Consider the following 16,521-nt stretch of genomic DNA (forward strand, 5'->3'; position numbering starts at 1 on the left):
CCAATCGCCGCTCGCCGCGGACCTACGACCGCGACCTCTACAAGGCGCGCCATCTGATCGAAAATTTCTTCGCCAGGCTCAAGCAGTTCCGTGCCATCGCAACCCGCTATGACAAGACTGCCCGCAACTTCCTCGCCGCGGTCCACCTCGCCGCCGCCGTCGTTTGGCTTAATTGACGACACGCCCTAAAACGCCAAGACGCCAGGATCATCGCTTTCAGGCCACCGCCTGCCGCGATAGAGGGCATGCGGTTCCCGGGGAAAATTGCCCGATCCATCACTCCCCAGGTCGACGCGAGCCGCACCAAGGGTTTCGGGAAAATGGCCGAAATTCCCCGGGAACCATACAAGGCACCTGACGGCATCCGGGACACGACAGCAAACCGCAGGCCGGTTGGGGCCGGGCCGACGGCGCGTGTTCATTTGTGATTCCGCACCGACGCTTTCCCAGCGTGGCGCAGGGCAACTGTCGACGCTCAGTGTCTGTCCGGGAAGTTCACGTGCCTTTACAAAGCCTTCTGACCATCAGGCGGATCGAGGCAAGACGCACAAAGGCGAGCGCTTTCCGGTTCAGGTTCTCCCAGTCCTTGGCCAGGCGACGGCAGCGATTGAGCCAGGCAATCGTTCGCTCAACGATCCAACGTTTCGGCAGCACGACGAAGCCCTTGGCGGCATCGGACCGCTTGACGATCTCCAGCTTGACCTGCCGCAGCACCCGTTTCAGCGCCTTCTGGAACTTCGGTCCCTGGTAGCCGGCATCGGCGTAGAGCTTGCGCAGGAACGGGAACAAGCCGAACAAGGTCGCCAACAGCAGAGCGCCGCCGTCGCGGTCCTGGATGTCGGCGGCATGCACGATGACCTGGAGCACCATGCCCTCGGTGTCGACCAGCAGATGACGCTTCTTGCCGTTGATTTTCTTGCCTGAATCGTATCCCGCCGGGTCGATGGTCCGGCCGCCTTTTTCGGCGCTCTTCACGCTTTGGCTGTCGATGATCGCAACCGTCGGGCTGGCTTGCCGCCCGGCCTGCTCGCGGCACTGCACGTACAGAGCATAATGGAGGCGTTCCAATGTGCCGTCGTTGTCCCAGCGGTTGAGATAGTCGTGCACGGTGCTGCGCGGTGGCAGGTCCTTGGGGATCGCCCGCCATTGGCAGCCGGCGCTCAGGATGTACATGATCCCGTTGACGACCTCGCGTACGTCCACGGTGCGGTGGGCGCCGCCGTGCTTGGCCGGCGGGATCAGCGGGGCCACCAGGGCCCACTCGGCATCTGTCAGGTCGCTCTCATAACGCAGGTGGCTACGGTCGTAGAGCGGGCGGTTCTACTTGGTCCACATACGGTGAAAGTAATAGGGGCAAAACCCCGGGCGAATTTGGTGATTGCCCATATCGTTCCGCAGTTGGATGCCAAAAAAATGGCGGAATTCCGTGCCTGTCGTCCCAGTTTCGAGCGTATGCTGCACATGCGTGCCCGGGGTTTTGCCCCTATTACCGGTGAAAGTGGTAATCCATTGACTACATTCAGGATCTTCCCGGACAGACACTCAGACCGGGATGCAGCACAGTTATTAATTAATATTAATGAATTCGACCCCAAATCAACACGACTGCACAAACGGTTTCGCTTCGGCGTGTTCTGTCCGGGCACGCGGGCGGGCCGCAGGAGGCCGTCACGGTGACGCAACAGATGAATCCAAGGTCCAGGCCGTCGGCATGCATTGCTCGATGTGCGTCCGTCAGGGAACAGCACGTGCCGCCGAGGCCGCCGTCACGAGTACGACAAATTTTTGCGAACGGGATGAAGGCACTGCCGGTTTCCCCGCCCCTGATTGGCGCCGGCCGCAGCCGAAGCCATCGCGGTTCAAACCGGTTTCCAACGATCGGAACCGGCTCCGGCGTCACGCCTGCCGGCTGTAACGGCCGGCTTCCTCATCCGCTGCCGCCCGCCGGGCAGGCCGATCCTGCCATGCCAGGGCGCCTGTTGCCGGACCCGTGAGCGGAACGGCCGGATTGACACGTCTTCGCGGCAAGAACAGAATTATTTTTGGCTAGGGTTGAAACGCCCATTTTGGGCCAGGAGAATAATATGGTCTTCAGACCTGGATACCTCGGCTTGCTTGCAACGCTTCCACTGCTGTCCGCCCCGGCGTTGTCGCCGGTTGGCGCCAAAGCCGCCGAGTTGAAAAGCTACGATTCCAGCAAGCCCTCGTTCTGGCAGCATCCGCCGCCGGACTGGTTCCTCGGCGACGAGACCGAGGCGCAGAAGGGGCTCGCGCCGCCGTCCGGCCCGGCGCTGCCGACGCCGCCCGATGAACTGCAGGCCGATCTCAAGCGAATCAAGCTGCCGCCCGGTTTCAGGATCGAGGTCTATGCCAGCGGCCTGCCCGAGGCGCGGCAAATGGCCTGGGGCAAGGATGGCACCCTGTATGTCGGGTCGTTCAACGCGACAAACGTCTATGCAGTCAAGGACGTGGGCGGCAAGCGGGAGGTGAAGACCATCCTCAAGGGCCTCAACATGCCGACCGGCGTCGCCTATCTCGACGGCGCGCTGTATGTGGTCGCCATTGACAAGCTGTTGCGCTACGACAACCCCGAGGCCAACCTGGACCACATGCCGGCCCCGGTCGTCGTTTATGACGACATGCCGCATTATGTCGCGCATGGCTGGAAGTATCTCGTCGTCGACAAGAATGGATGGATGTACATCCCGTTCGGGCCGCCGTTCAATATCGGCATCCCGCCGACCAGCGTGTCGCAGATCCGTCACGTCGACCCGAAGACGGGACTGGCAGAAATCGTCGCGCTGGGCGTGCGCAACAGCGTCGGTGGTGACATCGATCCGCGCACCGGCGACTACTGGTTCACGGAAAATGCCCGCGACTGGATCAGCGATGACCTGCCCAGCGACAAGCTGAACCATATCACCAGGCTCGGACAGCATTTCGGCTACCCGTACTGCCACCAGGGCGACCTGCCCGACCCGAAATTCGCGCGCGGTCACAAGTGCAGCGAATTCACGCCGCCGGTGCTCAAGCTGGGCGCGCACGTCGCCCCACTCGGCATGAAGTTCTATACCGGCAGCCAGTTCCCGGCCCAGTACAAAGACAACATCTTCATTGCCGAGCATGGCTCCTGGAACCGCCACAAGTATCAGGGCGGGCGCATCGAGCGGGTCATCGTCGATCCCAGCGGCAAGTCAGCCAGGCAGGAGGTGTTCGCCAGCGGCTGGATCACCGGCGACCGCGACTACTTCGGGCGGCCGGATGATATCCTGCAGGCTCCGGACGGGTCGTTGCTGGTCTCGGATGACTGGGCCGGCGCGATCTACCGCATCAGCTACAAGAAATAAGCCTGGCGCCAACGGCTGCTGACTGCGATCCCGGGGTGCCGGCGCCTGCGCGTCATGGCCGGCACCCGCGTCAGGCCCTGGCACAGGCGCGGGGCGGCCAGGGCGTGGGTGCCCGGCATTCCTTGGTGTTGCGCCAGCGGGCAGGAGGCACGATAGTTTCTATACCGTCATGGACCGGCCACGCCTGGCCATGACGGTATAGCAACGCCGGCGGCGCCCCGTACGTCCAGCGGCCGTATGCCTCATTGATTGGAACGTCATGATTATCCCGTGTCTTGTCCTCGCCATGCTGACACTGCTGCCGTTCGCCGGCGCCCGGGCGGCGGCGGGCGACGTCAACGCAGGACGGGAAAAGGCCAGGCTGTGCGCCCCGTGCCACGGGCAGAACGGCATCTCGTCCCGGCCGGGCATTCCGTCGCTGGCAGGGCAGAGGGATCAGTTTCTCCAGTGGCAGCTTGTGTTCTTTCGTTCCGGACGGCGGCCGAATCCGGTGATGGTGCCGATCCTGGCCAAGCTCAGCGACCGGGACATACGCGACCTGGGGGCTTACTTCGCCAGCCTGCCGCCCAATACCCAGCCGGCGGCGACGCGGCCGGACGAAGCGCTGCGCGCCAGGGGACAGGCGATCGTCGCCCAGCACCACTGCGCGAACTGCCATACCGACAGTTTCCGCGGCGAGCGTGCGGCGGCCTCGCTTGCCAACCAGCGTCAGGACTACCTGGTCAAGGCGTTGACCGATTACCGCTCGGCCGCCCGCCCCAGCGTCGGCGTGGCGGCGATGACCGAGGCCGCGTCGGGGCTTAGCGACGACGATATCGCGGCGATCGCAACCTATCTCGCCATGCTCGGCCCGGCCGGACGGTAACCGGTGAGTCGTTGCGCAGCCTGCCTGTCTCTGTCCGTGCTGGCCTGCATCCAGTTTGGTCCGGCGCAGACCGGCCGTCCACGCCTTTGCCGCGGTCAGCACTGCAAGACGTGGATGGTGGCCTTCACACCATTGACGTTAAAATGGCGGGATCGGGGGCGCCGGCGTTGCTATATCGTCATGGTGGGAAGGCCCAGCATCCACGCCTTCTGCTGAAATCGGCACCGCAAGGCTTGGATGGCGGCCCTGCGGCCACCACGACGACCAAGCGGTCGCGCCGCCTGAACCCGGCACGCCGCGAACAGCCCGGTTGACACGCGGCTAACGCCCTGCTGTGAGGCGACCAAGCTGGCAGGGAGGACACACGGCCATGGACGCAGGCGAACATGGCACGGCACCGGACCGCCCGTTGAGCCTCGCCCCGGAGCGCTTCAGCCGCACCGGGCGGCCGGCCTATGCGGTCATCGATATCGGCTCCAATTCCGTCCGCCTCGTCGTCTATGACGAGATCGGCCGAGCGCCATTCCCGCGCTTCAACGAGAAGGCGTTGTGCCAGCTCGGCGACGGCCTGGCGCGGACCGGCGCCCTGACGCCGGACGGCGCCGCCCGGACCCTCGCCGCCTTGCGCCGCTTCCACGCCATTGCCGACGCCATGGCGGTCAGCCGGATCGACGTGCTCGCCACCGAGGCGGTGCGGCGGGCCAGCAACGGCCCGGACCTGGTCGCCCAGATCACCGCCCAGACCGGCCTGCCGGTGCGGGTCCTGAGCGGCGACGAGGAAGCTTTTTTTGGCGCGCTCGGCATCGTATCCGGGTTCTACCGGCCCACCGGGCTGAGCGGCGACATGGGCGGGGGCAGCCTGGAAATCGCGGATGTGCGCGATGACCGTGTCGGATCGCAGCGCATCAGCCTGCCGCTCGGCGCGCTGCCGGTGCGGCGGCTGCTGGAGTCCGGCCTCGACAGCGCGAAGGCGCGGATCGACGCGCTGCTGCGCGACGGCGTTCCACCGGAGCTGTCCGGCGGCACGTTCTACGCCGTCGGCGGCGGCTGGCGCGCCTTCGCCCGGGTGCACCTGGCCGCGCGCCGGGCGCCGGTGCAGGTGGTGCACGGCCACGCCGTCCCCGCGGCCGAACTGCGCGACTTCGCCAAATCCATCCTGAAGCTGTCGCCGGCGAAGATCGCCACGCTGCCCGGCCTGCCGAGGCGGCGCGCCGTCACCCTGCCTGCCGCCGCCCTGGTGCTGGACCGCACGCTGAAGTGGCTGCGGCCCGAGCGGGTCGTGTTCTCCATGCTGGGCGTGCGGGAGGGATGGCTGTATTCCCAACTCAGCGAGGCCGAGCGCTACCTCGATCCGCTGGTCGAGGGCGCGCAGTCGTTCGGCCTGCCGTTCGCCCGCGTGCCGGCCTTCGCGCCGGCGCTGACGCAGTGGACGGCGGGGCTGTTCCCGAACGAGACCCGCGCCGAGCAGCGGCTGCGCGTCGCCGCCTGCGCCCTGTCCGATTATGCCTGGCGCGACGAGGCCGGCCTGCGGGCGGCGGAAAGCTTCCGGCGCCTGCTGCAGTTCCCGCTGATCGGCCTGGACCACGCCGAGCGCGTGTTCCTCGCCGCCGCGATCCACGCGCGCTATGGCGGCAGCGCCGACGACCCGGTGCTGTCACCGGCGATTGGCCTGCTGCGGCCGGAGCTGGTGCGCCGCGCGCAACTGCTGGGGCGGGCGCTGCTGCTTGGCTACCGGCTGGCGGGCGGCGTGCCGGAGATCCTGGCCGCGGCCGCCGTGCACATCGACGACAAGCGGGTGCGGCTGATCGTCCGGCCGGCGGCGCGCGTGCCGGAGAGCGAGGTGGTCGCGGATCGCCTGAAACTGCTGGCCAACGCCGCCGGGGTGCGCCGGATCGAGGTGATCGAGGCGGAGCCGGGCGACCGGCGCGATGGCGGGTCCTGATCCGGGACGCCGCGGCTACAACCGCCGGATCGCTTGTTGCTTCACCGTACCGGGAAGGCGCCTTGATTTTTTCAGGAACCGTCACAAGGGTGGAGGCGCTTCCGGCCGACGCCGCCCCGGGATACCACGCGGCGCCGGAGCCTGCCCGTCCCGCTCCGAACCAGCCAGGAGGAAACGACGATGTACGCAGCCATCCGCCAGGGCAAAGCCAAGCCCGGACATGCCGAGGAACTGGCCCAGACCATCAAGGAAGGCGCGGTCCCGATCATCAGCGATGTCGAAGGCTTCCGCGCCTATTACGTGATCTACGCGCCGGACGACACGGTGACGGCCATCAGCGTCTTCGAGAGCTATGCCGGCGCCGAGGAATCCAACCGGCGCGGGCTGGCCTGGGTCGAGGAAAAACTGCGGCCGCTGATGGCCGGACCGGTCAGCGCCGTCGCGGGGCCGGTGATCGTCCACACCCTGGCGTAAGGCCGGCCCGCAGCGCATCGCGAGCCGGAACGATACTGCGGCGCGCTCAGATTGAGTCCCGGATCAATTGCTGCTTCAGGGCCGCGATACGCGCCTGCACGCCCGGCAGGTTGGGATCGATTGCGGCGGCACGCTGGAAGGCGGCCAGGGCCTCCTTGTCCTTGCCCAGCCGCATGTCGCACAGACCCAGGCCCGACAGCGCGCCGAAGTGACGAGGCTCCAGCGCCAGCACCTTGTCGATGGCCTGCACGGACTTCTGGAAAAGCCCCATGGCGTAAAGCGTCGTCGCGCGCTTGTTCCAGCCCTCGGCGAAGCCGGGCGCCCGGTCCACGACACGATCGAACAGCCTGAGCGCCGCGTCGTAGTTGCCTTCGTCCAGGCGGGCGGTGCCCTCCGCCATCAGGCTGTCGATCGCCGGGTTCCCGGAGTTGGCCCAGATCACCCAGACCTGGTGCTCGATCTGCCGCGCCCGCCCGGGCGGCGCGGTAGGGAGAGCCGCCAGCAGCGCGTCGAGGCGCGGGTCATGCTGGTCCGCCGCCGCCGGCGTTGCGGCGGCGGTACAGCTTGCCATGGCCAGAGCCAGGATCCAACGAGGATGCATGCACGCTCTCCCACCAGTAACGGGTTTTGACGCCTCGATCGGCCGGAGCCGGCGCACCGGCCCCTCCGCGTCATGGCGGGCGCTGGCCCCATTGGCGTTAAAATAGCGTGGCGGCGGCACGATGCTTGCCATTCCGTCATGGCCCGGCTTGTCCGGGCCACCTATTCCAGCACTGTGCCGCGACAGGTGGCCCGGACAAGCCGGGCCATGACGAGGAGGCAACAGCCAGCCCTATTTTAACGCCCATGGGGCGAAGGCCCACCATCCGCGCCTTTTGCCGATATTGACACCGTAAGGCGTGGATGGCCGGCCTTCGCTGGTCATGACGGTTAAGCGTCCGTTTTGTTTTCGTTAAGGATACTCCTCCCGTTCGAAGATCTCCAGGTCGGCCGTCAGCACCTTCCCTTTGGTTTCGGGCCCCAGGAACACCGCGATGACCAGGACCACGAGCGAGCCCATGGTCGCGAACATCATTGGTTTGGCAAAGCCCATTCCCTGGTTCACCGCGAGCCACGTCAGCACCGGCGCGACGAAGCCGCCCCAGATGGCGCCCTGGTGGTAGACGAAGCCCGCCGCCGTGGCGCGGATTTCGGTTGGGAACCGTTCCGACAGCCAGGCCGGGTTCAGGGTGTCCTTCCCGCCGACGATCAGCGCCTGCAGCAGGAAGCCGAACGTGAACACCAGCGGGGCCGTGGTGGTCAGGTAGATCGGCGTAATGAAAATGGCCACGGTGCACGGGATCATCAGCGCCCAGCGCCGCCCGATCCGGTCCGACAGCCCGCCCCAGAAGGTGGACGAGATGAACACCAGAATGTTGCCCCAGAACAGCGGCGTCGCCACCATCGCCGGCGTCCAGCCCAGTTCCTTCTGCAAATACGTGCCCGGCAGCGCCCAGATCGCGTAATAGACGCAGAAATTCGCCGCCATCCACAGGCACCCGGTCAGGGTGTTCCACAGGTACTGCCGCCTGAAGATGGCAAGCAGCGGCAGCTTCACTTCCCGCTTCGTCTGGGCCTGGATCCGCTGGTTCCCCGCCCAGACCTCGGGCTCTTTCACGTAGAGGCGGATCCAGACGCAGGCCAGCGCCGGCAGCACGCCCAGGATCAGCATGCCGCGCCAGCCGTAGCCCTTGCCCATGGCCTCCAGCGGCGCGTAGAGGAACCCGTACGCCGCGGCCGACAGCGCGTAGCCCAGGCCCCAGGATCCTTGCAGCACCCCCGACATCAGGCCCCGCGAGCGCGCCGGCCAGGATTCCATGGCGAGCGCCGCGCCGGCCGGCCATTCCGCGCCCATGCCGATGCCGAGCAGCGCCCGGAACAGGAACAGGACGCCGAAGCTCGGCGAAAAGCCGGCCAGCAGGTTGCAGATCGAATACCACAGGATCGAAATCATCAGCGGCGCCTTGCGCCCCCAGCGATCGGCCAGCCATCCCGCGGCGGTGGCGCCCAGCAGGCGCAACCACAGCGTGACCGCGAACACCGCCGTCACCGCCGTCAACGGCACGTGGAACTCCTGGCTGATCGGCAGCATGATCAGCAGGAAAATGGTGAAGTCGAAGGCATCGAGCGTCCACCCCATCCAGGCGGCGAAATAGGCGTACCATTGGTCCCTGGTGGGCTCCTTCCACCAGGAAACGTTCGGCGCGGCTCCGGCCATTCCGGACATGACAGCTTCTCCCCCGGTTTATTGGTTCATCGCACGGCGTCGCGCGCCGTTCTTGACGGATTTGCAATATTCCGTCCGTTAAGGTTAGCTGATCGGGTGGAGGCGGCAAGGGCAGGGGCGGGTGCTGTCGCTTTTGTTTTCCGTTCACATTATACCCTGGAAAATCGCCGCTTTTTGTTGACTCAGATGACGCGTCCTGAAGCTGGCCTGCAACGAAACGGCGCGCTGATCCGGTTTCGGCGCCCCGGGGGCGAACCACGGCCGGGCATCACAGTTTCGGTGGAGCCTGGCCCGCACGCCGATCCCGGGTTGACGCTGCCGCATTGCGAGCGACGTGATTTGGCTGGAGGTAAACCACCGATGGCCGCTGCAAATCCCAGTGCAAATCCCAAACCGGGCGCGCCCGAGGCCGTCCTGACGTCCCGCTGCTTCGGCGGCACGCAGTACGTCTTCCGTCATCGGTCGGAGACGACCGGCACCGACATGCGCTTCGCCGCTTTCGTTCCGCCACAGGGCGAGACGGGCAAGCGGCCGGTCGTCTGGTTCCTCGCCGGGCTGACCTGCACCGAGGAAAACTTCACGGTCAAGGCCGGCGCCCAGCGCGTCGCGGCCGAGCTCGGCCTGGTCCTGATCGCCCCGGACACCTCGCCGCGTGGCGAGGACGTGCCGGATGATCCCGATGGCGCCTATGATTTCGGCCTCGGCGCGGGCTTCTACCTCGACGCCACGCAGCCTCCCTGGGCGCGGCACTATCGGATGGAAAGCTACATCATCCGCGAACTGCCCGAGGTCGTTGCCGGCGCCGTGCCCGCCGACATGACGCGGCAGGGGATCATGGGGCACTCGATGGGTGGGCATGGCGCGCTGACGCTGGCGCTGCGCCACCCGGGCCGTTTTGCTTCCGTTTCGGCCTTCGCGCCGATCGCCTCGCCGATGAACTGTCCGTGGGGAGAAAAGGCGCTGGGCGCCTACCTCGGCGCGGACCGGGCCGCATGGCGGGCGCATGACGCGTGCGCGCTGATCGAGGACGGGGCACGCCTGCGGGCGCTTCTCGTGGACCAGGGCACCGCCGACGGTTTCCTGCAGAACCAGTTGAAGCCGGACCTGCTGGAAGCCGCCTGCGCGAAAGCCGGAATTCCGCTGACGTTGCGGCGGCAGGAAGGTTACGATCACTCCTATTTCTTCATCGCCAGCTTCGTCGAGGACCATCTGCGCTGGCACGCCCGCGCGCTGTCGGCGGCTGCCTCCTGACAAGCGTCCAGGCCTGTCTGGAACCAAAGACCGTTTGCCCGGGTGGCCAACGGCGCGGCAGGCGGGCCTATGCGCGATCTGCGAAGGCCGGCATCACCTCGCGCGCGAGCAGGTCGGCGGTGCGCATTGCGTCGTCGAAGGTCAGGTCGCCGAACGCCACATCGGCAACGAAGTAGTTGACGCCGGCCGCTTCGACCTGCGCGGCGACGTAGTCCCTGGCTGCGGCGGGCGTGCCGGCGAAGGCGCCGCCGTGGTCGCGCAGCGGCTCGAATTCAGGCGGCAGCGGCAGCGGCAGGACCATGCCGTGCTGCACCCAGAGAATCTCCATATTCCGCCGCCATAGCCGATAGCCGTGCTCGGCCGCGCGAAGGGCGCTGGCTTCGTCCTCGGCCAGGACCATGTGGCGGATCAGCCCGAGCAGCGGGAGTTTCTCCGGCGGCTTGCCGAGAGCGGCCCATTCGTGACGATAGCGGTCGGTGACGGCGCGTGTCGCCTCGGCCGGCAGCAGCGTCACCAGGTTGACGTCGTTGGCCGCGGCCCACACGCTGGTTTCCGGGTTGAGCACGCCATACCACAGCGGCGGATGCGGCTGCTGCAGCGGCTTCAGCACCATCGGAACTTTGTCGAAACGGTAGAATTCGCCGGCATGGATCAGTTGGTCCGACGTCAGCCCCTGCCGGATCACCTGCAGCGCCTCGACATACTGCCGCTGGCCCTGGCTTGGATCGATGCCGAAAAAACCCACCTCGATCGGAGAAACGCCCTTGCCGACGCCGACTTCGTAACGTCCGCCGCTCATGTGGTCGAGCATGCAGATTTCCTCGATCAGCCGGAGCGGATGGTAGAGCGGCAGCAGATAGACCAGCGGCCCGAAGCGCAGCCGCCGGGTGCGCTGTGCCACGGCGGCCATGAAAATGCCGGGTGACGGCGCGAGGCCGAGCGGCGTGCCGTGGTGCTCGGCGAGGTGGTAGGCATGGAACCCAAGCCGATCATAGGCTTCGATGAGTTGCAGCCGCTGTTCGATCTGCTGCCGGAGCGGCACGCCGGCATAGTCCATGTGTTCGAAAATGCCGAACTTCATGTGGTTTCCTCCCCGGATATCGGCGTCGCCTGGCACAGGGCGGATGCCGGGCGCCACGACCGTTTCTTCTTCGTCATGGCCGGGCGTGTCCCGACCATCCACCCCCCACCGTTGAAGCGCAGATGGCCGGGACACGCCCGGCCATGACGATGGGGAGGCGACCCGGCCCCGCCTCTAGCTGTTCGGCCCGCGTTCCATCGACACCGGCTGCCAGCGCCGCAGTTGCGAATTCAGCAGCACCGCCGGATTGACGCAGCTCATCGGCCACCGGCCGCTCAGCACCAGCGCCAGTTCCCGCCCGACATGCCGTTTCCGTGCCGGATCGAACCGCGCCGAGGCGGACGCGGTGTGCGCCGACAGCGTTACGTTCGCCATCGACAGGATCGGGTTGTTGTTGCCGGGCGGCTCGATCTCCAGCACGTCCAGGCCGGCATGGGCGATCCAGCCTTCCTGCAGCGCCTTGATCAACGCCGCCTCCTGCACCGTCGGCCCGCGGCCGGTGTTGATGAACACCGCGGTCTTTTTCATCAGGCGGAAATGCTTCTCCATCAGCATTCCCTCCGCCTCCGGCGTCGCCGGCGCGTGCATCGAGACGAAGTCCGACTGCGACAGCACCTCCTCCAGCGTCGCCGGCAGCACGCCGTGCTCGACCATCACCAATTCCTCGATGTACGGATCGTAGGCGATGATGCGCAGCCCGAACGGCCTGGCCCGCTTCGCCACCGCCCGCGCCACATGGCCGAAGGAAATCAGGCCCAGGGTCTGCCCCATGATCCGCGGAATCTGCAGTAGCGCCGGGCGGCCTTCGCGCCAGCGACCTTCGCGCACCATGCGGTCCTGCTCGATGGTGCGCCGGTGCCCCGCCAGCAGCAGCATCATGGCGTGATCGGCCACTTCCTCGATGAAGGTGTCCGGGCAGTTGGTCACCGGCATGCCGCGCGCCGTCGCCGCGGCGACGTCGACGCTGTCCACGCCGACGCTGCCCAGCACGATGGCGCGGCACTGCTGCGGCAGGGACTCGACGATCTTCCTGGTGAAGCGGATGCCCTTGCCATAGATCACGTCGGCGTCCCGGGCGAACTTGATGAACCCGTCCTCGTCCGTCGGGCCCTCGACGATTTCGGCGTCGATCCCTTCCAGCGGCTCCATTTCGTACTCGTAGCCGCCGCCGGCGGTGGTGAAGCTGGCCCCGGCGGGGGTGGCGATCTTGAATTTTGCCACGTCTTTCCTCCTGTGTTTCAGCGTTTCGGCGGGTGTGCCCGGACCGCTTTCTCGTTGACGTCGATGCCCCAGCCGGGGCCGGTTGGCAGGATGAGGTCGCCGTTGTCGATCACCGGGACGCTGCTGTAGAACTCGTCGCGCCAGGGCGCGCTGTCGATGTCGATCTCCATCACCCGGAAATTCGGCACGATGGCGCTGAACGTCGCGCTGATCGCGCTGCACAGGTGGCCGTAGAAGTTGTGCGGCGCGACGTTGATCTCGTACACGTCCGCCATCGACGCGATCTTTGCCGATTCCAGCAGCCCGTTCCACACCACGTCCACGATCGCCACGTCGGTGGCGTAAAGATCCAGGAACGGCTTGAATTCCCGCCGCCCGTGCAGGGTTTCGCACGAGGCGATCGGGCAGGGGGCGCCGCGCTTGATTTCCGCCAGCGCCGGCGCGTCATGCGTGTCGATCTCCAGCCAGGTCAGGTTCGCGTCCGCAACGGCGTCGGCGATGCGCTTGTAGCCCTCGGTCTTGAAGTTGAAGTTGACGTCGAGGTGGATCCCCATGTCAGCGCCGACCGCCTAGCGCAGCACCGCAAGCTGCTCGGTCACGCCGCGGACCAGGCGGTTGTCCCAATTCAGTTCCGGCCAGCCCGGCGTGCGGCCGAAGCCGGGGACGTAGTACGCCAGCCGCCCGTCGATCATCGGCAGGATGTTGGTCTTCAGCGCGCGGAAGCCGCGGTCCCGCACCTCCTGCGCGTGCCGCGCCAGGTCGTCGTAGGTTTCCAGAGGCGGTGTGCCCATCAGCGCGCTGCTGCGCACCCGGTACGTTCCGAAATGCGACCAGTACACTGGGATCCGTTCCCGGATCGGCCCGCCGAACAGCGCCGCCACCGGCACGCCATAGGCCTTGCCGGCGACGTCCAGCAGCGCGTTCTCGATCGCCGCAATCGCCTGCTGGTTCAGCCCGCCGCGCGACTGCCGGGTCAGCACGTGCAGGTGCTGCGTCACCTGCTCGAACCGCAACGGATCGCGGCCGATCAGCAGCGGCGACAGGCCGTTGATGACGCCGGAAAGGCCGGTGCTGCCGAAACTTTCGTTGTATTCCGACCAGCCGGTGATGCCGTCGCTGGTGGTGACCTTCAGGAAGGAGAACATCCGCCAGCCGGCATCGGCCTGCAGGGTCTCGACCCCGGTGATCTTCATGGTTTCCTCCCGCCGGCGGCGCCGCGTCCGGGCAAAGTCCAGCACGCCCGGCCGCCGGGGGCAAGATTCCGGCTGGCACAGTCGCGGCCTTCACGAGGCCTGCGGTAGCCTGGACGGTCCCCGGTACCGCAGCGCCCTGATCAGCAGGGCAAAGGCCGGCGAATGCTGTCGGCCGCTCGGATAATAAATATGGTAGCCCGGGAACGGCGCGCACCAATCCGCCAGCACTTGGACGAGCCGTCCGTCCGCCAGGTGCTGCTCCACCTGCTTCTCCGGCAGGTAGGCCAGCCCGAACCCGGCCAGGGTCGCGGTCAGGATCAGGGCGGCGGTGTTGAACACAAGCTGCCCCTCGACCCGCACCCGCAACTCACGCCGGCCCTTTTCGAACTCCCAGACGTAGAGGCCGCCGTGGGTTGGCAGCCGGAGGTTGATGCAGGCATGGGCTGTCAGATCCTGCGGCGTCCGCGGCGCCGCGTGCCTGGCGAAATAGGCGGGCGCGCCGACAACGGCCATGCGCATGTCCGGCCCGATGGGCACGGCGATCATGCCCTTCGAGACATTGCCGCCCGGGCGCACGCCTGCGTCGTAGCCCTCGGCGGCGATGTCGGTCAGGCCGTAGTCGATGACGATCTCCACCCGGATGTCGGGATAATCCGGCAACAACCGTTGCAGCGCCGGCCACAGGATCGTTTCGGCCGCGTTCTCGGTCGCCGCGATGCGGATGGTGCCGGCGGGTTTCTCGCGCAGTTCGCTCAGCGCCGCCAGTTCGGCGTCGATTTCCTCGAGCCGCGGTCCCACCGTGCGCAACAGGCGTTGACCCGCCTCGGTTGGCGCCAGGCTGCGCGTGGTCCGGGTGAGCAGCCGCAGCCCGAGGCGCGCCTCAAGCTGCCGGATGGTATGGCTCAGCGCCGGCTGGGACACGCCGAGCCGGGCGGCGGCGCGGGTGAAGCTGCCCTCGCGCGCGACGGCGATGAAGGCGGACAGGTCGTTCAGGTTCTCCCGCGGCATTCATAAATCTGGTTTATAAGTTCATTCGTGTTCTACCATCTAATCTACGGCCCCCGCAGCCGCTACCTGATCACCAGCGGCGCAACAGGCCGCAGGAGGCCACCGGCAATCGGAGGAGAGGGACAATGGAAATCAGGCGAGCGGGCTCGCAGCCTTCCGGCAAGGGACCGGAGGCGTATTTCACCGGCACGGTGCGCATCGACCCGCTGTTCAGCCCGCCCGACCCGGCGCGCGTGGCCGGCGCCCTGGTGACGTTCGAGCCCGGCGCCCGCACCGCCTGGCACACGCACCCGCTCGGCCAGACCCTGATCGTCACCGCCGGCTGCGGCTGGATCCAGCGCGAGGGCGGGCCGATCGAGGACATCCGGCCGGGCGACGTGGTCTGGTTCGCGCCAGGGGAGAAGCACTGGCACGGCGCCACGCCGACCACGGCCATGAGCCATATCGCGATCCAGGAGAAGCTGAACGGCAGCCCGGTCACCTGGATGGAACACGTCAGCGAGGACCAGTATCGGCGGTAACGGCCGCTGCTGGTGCCGGACGGGGACACGGTCCCGTCAAGGCATCAGGCCAAGTTCGCTCCAATGGGCAGGTCGCGGAGAGGTTGCGCGGGACAAATGAGTCCCGAACGCTCCAGGCCAGCCGATGTCCACGTAGGAGGCAGCGAGAATGACCGGAAAAAGCCTTCTCATCACCCTGAACAACGGCGTCGCCATGCCGGCCCTGGGGCTCGGCGTCCTGGACCGGAGCGCGATCGCGCAGACCGCGCGTGCGGTGGAGACCGCGATCGCGAACGGCTATCGGCTCATTGACACCGCAGCCGCCTATGGCAACGAGCGGCAGGTCGGCGAGGGTATCGCGCGCAGCGGCAGCGACCGCTCCGAGATTTTCGTCACGACGAAGCCTGGATGAGTGACTATGGCTACGAGCCCACCCTTCAGGCCTGCGCGGCAAGCCTGCGCCGGCTTGGGCTGGAGTATGTGGACCTGTATCTCCTCCACTGGCCGGTTCCCTCGGACTTCGAAACGACAATCGCCGCGTACCGGGCTGCCGGAAAGCTGCTCGCCGAGGGACGGGTACGTGCCATCGGGGTGAGCAATTTCAGCCTGCGGGACCTGAGGACGCTGACGTCTCGGTCAGCATTGAGGATGTCGAGCCCGCCGACTGGGCCGAAAAGGTTTACAAGCCGGACATCGTTGTCAGGCCGGACACGCTGTACAAGAAGCCCGGATACGATCCCCTATAACGACCGCCGGGCCGTCACGGGGGGCGGACCCATGCGTTGAAGGCCCGTTGCTTCTCCGTCATGGCCGGGCATGTCCCGGCTATGACGGTGAGGGAGAGGCCCTTGCTCCGCCGGCTCGCTTAACCTGACACGCCCGGCCATGACGATAGAGAGACGACCTCGCTCCGCCGGTCCGCTTACCCCGGTACGCACACGGGTGAACCCGCCACCCGCTTCACCGCGTCCAGAACGGCTCCACCCCGTAATGCGCGTAGATGCTGCGGCTCCAGTCCTCGTCATGCCAGGTCGCCGTCGCCTCGTCGGTATAGGACGGCGCGCCCTGCAGCACGTCCTGGCTGATGTCCACGATATAGCCGCCCACCTCGGGATCGTAGCGCAGCTTCTCCCACGGCAGCGGAAAGTACTTGTCCCCGATGCCCAGGAAACCGCCATGCGCCAGGACGGCATAGGCGATCCGGCCGGTTTCCTTGTCGATCATGACGTCCTCGAGCGTCCCCAGCTTTTCCAGCGCGGTGTTGTAGACGGTCGCGTCCTGCACCTTCTTCGCGGCGATCAGGCGGCCGGAGGGGTTCGTGGTGTCGTCCAGACTCGCCATGCTCAGCTCCTGTCGTTGCTACCGTGTTCAAC

At 66.8% G+C, this 16,521-nt stretch carries 16 protein-coding genes and 2 pseudogenes; 9 read left to right on the top strand and 9 right to left on the bottom strand.

The window, feature by feature from the left end; genetic code table 11:
• On the top strand, window positions 1–176 hold a 176-nt coding region (locus CCS01_RS22075; protein WP_146101497.1), incomplete at its 5' end, for a transposase.
• Between the two features lie 319 nt (window positions 177–495).
• On the opposite strand, the gene CCS01_RS22080 is transcribed toward CCS01_RS22075, so the two are convergent.
• A complete protein-coding gene (locus CCS01_RS22080; RefSeq protein ID WP_104520926.1) occupies window positions 496–1,293 on the bottom strand; it encodes an IS5 family transposase in 798 nt (265 codons plus the stop codon).
• Between the two features lie 81 nt (window positions 1,294–1,374).
• Between CCS01_RS22080 and CCS01_RS33095 the strand changes: the two genes are divergently transcribed.
• The 5 genes from CCS01_RS33095 to CCS01_RS22100 all read left to right on the top strand — a co-directional run bounded on the left by CCS01_RS33095 (window position 1,375) and on the right by CCS01_RS22100 (window position 6,628).
• A complete protein-coding gene (locus CCS01_RS33095) occupies window positions 1,375–1,677 on the top strand; it encodes a hypothetical protein (protein WP_146101899.1) in 303 nt (100 codons plus the stop codon).
• Window positions 1,678–2,111: 434 nt separating this feature from the next.
• The gene (locus CCS01_RS22085) at window positions 2,112–3,347 is read left to right on the top strand and encodes a PQQ-dependent sugar dehydrogenase (RefSeq protein ID WP_204848391.1); all 1,236 of its coding nucleotides are present in this window, start codon (window positions 2,112–2,114) and stop codon (window positions 3,345–3,347) included.
• A 259-nt stretch (window positions 3,348–3,606) separates the two neighbouring features.
• Window positions 3,607–4,212, top strand: a complete 606-nt coding sequence (locus CCS01_RS22090; RefSeq protein ID WP_193540161.1) for a c-type cytochrome — start codon at window positions 3,607–3,609, stop codon at window positions 4,210–4,212.
• Between the two features lie 370 nt (window positions 4,213–4,582).
• Window positions 4,583–6,154, top strand: coding sequence for a Ppx/GppA family phosphatase (locus CCS01_RS22095; RefSeq protein ID WP_104520929.1), 1,572 nt, complete (start codon window positions 4,583–4,585; stop codon window positions 6,152–6,154).
• Between the two features lie 180 nt (window positions 6,155–6,334).
• The gene (locus tag CCS01_RS22100) at window positions 6,335–6,628 is read left to right on the top strand and encodes an antibiotic biosynthesis monooxygenase (RefSeq protein WP_104520930.1); all 294 of its coding nucleotides are present in this window, start codon (window positions 6,335–6,337) and stop codon (window positions 6,626–6,628) included.
• A gap of 46 nt (window positions 6,629–6,674) precedes the next feature.
• On the opposite strand, the gene CCS01_RS22105 is transcribed toward CCS01_RS22100, so the two are convergent.
• Together CCS01_RS22105 and CCS01_RS22110 are read right to left on the bottom strand one after the other, a co-directional pair.
• The gene (locus CCS01_RS22105; RefSeq protein ID WP_158258541.1) at window positions 6,675–7,229 is read right to left on the bottom strand and encodes a tetratricopeptide repeat protein; all 555 of its coding nucleotides are present in this window, start codon (window positions 7,227–7,229) and stop codon (window positions 6,675–6,677) included.
• 351 nt (window positions 7,230–7,580) lie between these two features.
• A complete protein-coding gene (locus CCS01_RS22110) occupies window positions 7,581–8,894 on the bottom strand; it encodes an MFS transporter (RefSeq protein ID WP_104520932.1) in 1,314 nt (437 codons plus the stop codon).
• 360 nt (window positions 8,895–9,254) lie between these two features.
• On the opposite strand from CCS01_RS22110, the gene fghA reads away from it, so the two are divergent.
• Window positions 9,255–10,145, top strand: a complete 891-nt coding sequence (gene fghA / locus CCS01_RS22115) for an S-formylglutathione hydrolase (protein WP_104520933.1) — start codon at window positions 9,255–9,257, stop codon at window positions 10,143–10,145.
• A 67-nt stretch (window positions 10,146–10,212) separates the two neighbouring features.
• Here fghA and CCS01_RS22120 read toward each other — a convergent pair whose 3' ends face one another.
• The 5 genes and pseudogenes from CCS01_RS22120 to CCS01_RS22140 form a co-directional block, all read right to left on the bottom strand.
• On the bottom strand, window positions 10,213–11,226 hold the full coding sequence (locus CCS01_RS22120; protein WP_104520934.1) for an LLM class flavin-dependent oxidoreductase: 1,014 nt from the start codon (window positions 11,224–11,226) through the stop codon (window positions 10,213–10,215).
• A 174-nt stretch (window positions 11,227–11,400) separates the two neighbouring features.
• Window positions 11,401–12,447: a C-terminal binding protein gene (locus tag CCS01_RS22125; protein WP_104520935.1), complete on the bottom strand. Its 1,047-nt coding sequence runs from the start codon at window positions 12,445–12,447 to the stop codon at window positions 11,401–11,403.
• A gap of 17 nt (window positions 12,448–12,464) precedes the next feature.
• Window positions 12,465–13,004: pseudogene (locus tag CCS01_RS22130) on the bottom strand (enolase C-terminal domain-like protein); the annotation flags it as partial.
• A gap of 12 nt (window positions 13,005–13,016) precedes the next feature.
• Window positions 13,017–13,640, bottom strand: a complete 624-nt coding sequence (locus CCS01_RS22135) for an enolase-like domain-containing protein (RefSeq protein ID WP_104520937.1) — start codon at window positions 13,638–13,640, stop codon at window positions 13,017–13,019.
• Between the two features lie 90 nt (window positions 13,641–13,730).
• A complete protein-coding gene (locus CCS01_RS22140) occupies window positions 13,731–14,648 on the bottom strand; it encodes a LysR family transcriptional regulator (RefSeq protein WP_104520938.1) in 918 nt (305 codons plus the stop codon).
• A 125-nt stretch (window positions 14,649–14,773) separates the two neighbouring features.
• Between CCS01_RS22140 and CCS01_RS22145 the strand changes: the two genes are divergently transcribed.
• Both CCS01_RS22145 and CCS01_RS22150 read left to right on the top strand, forming a co-directional pair.
• Window positions 14,774–15,169, top strand: coding sequence for a (R)-mandelonitrile lyase (locus CCS01_RS22145; protein ID WP_104520939.1), 396 nt, complete (start codon window positions 14,774–14,776; stop codon window positions 15,167–15,169).
• Between the two features lie 193 nt (window positions 15,170–15,362).
• A pseudogene (locus CCS01_RS22150) lies at window positions 15,363–15,934 on the top strand (aldo/keto reductase).
• Window positions 15,935–16,108: 174 nt separating this feature from the next.
• On the opposite strand, the gene CCS01_RS22155 reads toward CCS01_RS22150, so the two are convergent.
• A complete protein-coding gene (locus CCS01_RS22155) occupies window positions 16,109–16,489 on the bottom strand; it encodes a PRC-barrel domain-containing protein (RefSeq protein ID WP_104520940.1) in 381 nt (126 codons plus the stop codon).
• Between the last annotated feature and the right edge of the window lie 32 nt (window positions 16,490–16,521).

The organism is Rhodopila globiformis (assembly GCF_002937115.1).
GTDB lineage: Bacteria > Pseudomonadota > Alphaproteobacteria > Acetobacterales > Acetobacteraceae > Rhodopila > Rhodopila globiformis.

What these genes read in the sequence shown, in the direction of transcription:
- CCS01_RS22090 (WP_193540161.1), top strand. Translation starts at nt 3,607, where the DNA reads ATGATTATCCCGTGTCTTGTCCTCGCCATGCTGACACTGCTGCCGTTC.
- CCS01_RS22095 (WP_104520929.1), top strand. Translation starts at nt 4,583, where the DNA reads ATGGACGCAGGCGAACATGGCACGGCACCGGACCGCCCGTTGAGCCTC.
- CCS01_RS22100 (WP_104520930.1), top strand. Translation starts at nt 6,335, where the DNA reads ATGTACGCAGCCATCCGCCAGGGCAAAGCCAAGCCCGGACATGCCGAG.
- CCS01_RS22105 (WP_158258541.1), bottom strand. Translation starts at nt 7,229, where the DNA reads ATGCATCCTCGTTGGATCCTGGCTCTGGCCATGGCAAGCTGTACCGCC.
- CCS01_RS22110 (WP_104520932.1), bottom strand. Translation starts at nt 8,894, where the DNA reads ATGTCCGGAATGGCCGGAGCCGCGCCGAACGTTTCCTGGTGGAAGGAG.
- fghA (WP_104520933.1), top strand. Translation starts at nt 9,255, where the DNA reads ATGGCCGCTGCAAATCCCAGTGCAAATCCCAAACCGGGCGCGCCCGAG.
- CCS01_RS22120 (WP_104520934.1), bottom strand. Translation starts at nt 11,226, where the DNA reads ATGAAGTTCGGCATTTTCGAACACATGGACTATGCCGGCGTGCCGCTC.
- CCS01_RS22135 (WP_104520937.1), bottom strand. Translation starts at nt 13,640, where the DNA reads ATGAAGATCACCGGGGTCGAGACCCTGCAGGCCGATGCCGGCTGGCGG.
- CCS01_RS22140 (WP_104520938.1), bottom strand. Translation starts at nt 14,648, where the DNA reads ATGCCGCGGGAGAACCTGAACGACCTGTCCGCCTTCATCGCCGTCGCG.
- CCS01_RS22145 (WP_104520939.1), top strand. Translation starts at nt 14,774, where the DNA reads ATGGAAATCAGGCGAGCGGGCTCGCAGCCTTCCGGCAAGGGACCGGAG.
- CCS01_RS22155 (WP_104520940.1), bottom strand. Translation starts at nt 16,489, where the DNA reads ATGGCGAGTCTGGACGACACCACGAACCCCTCCGGCCGCCTGATCGCC.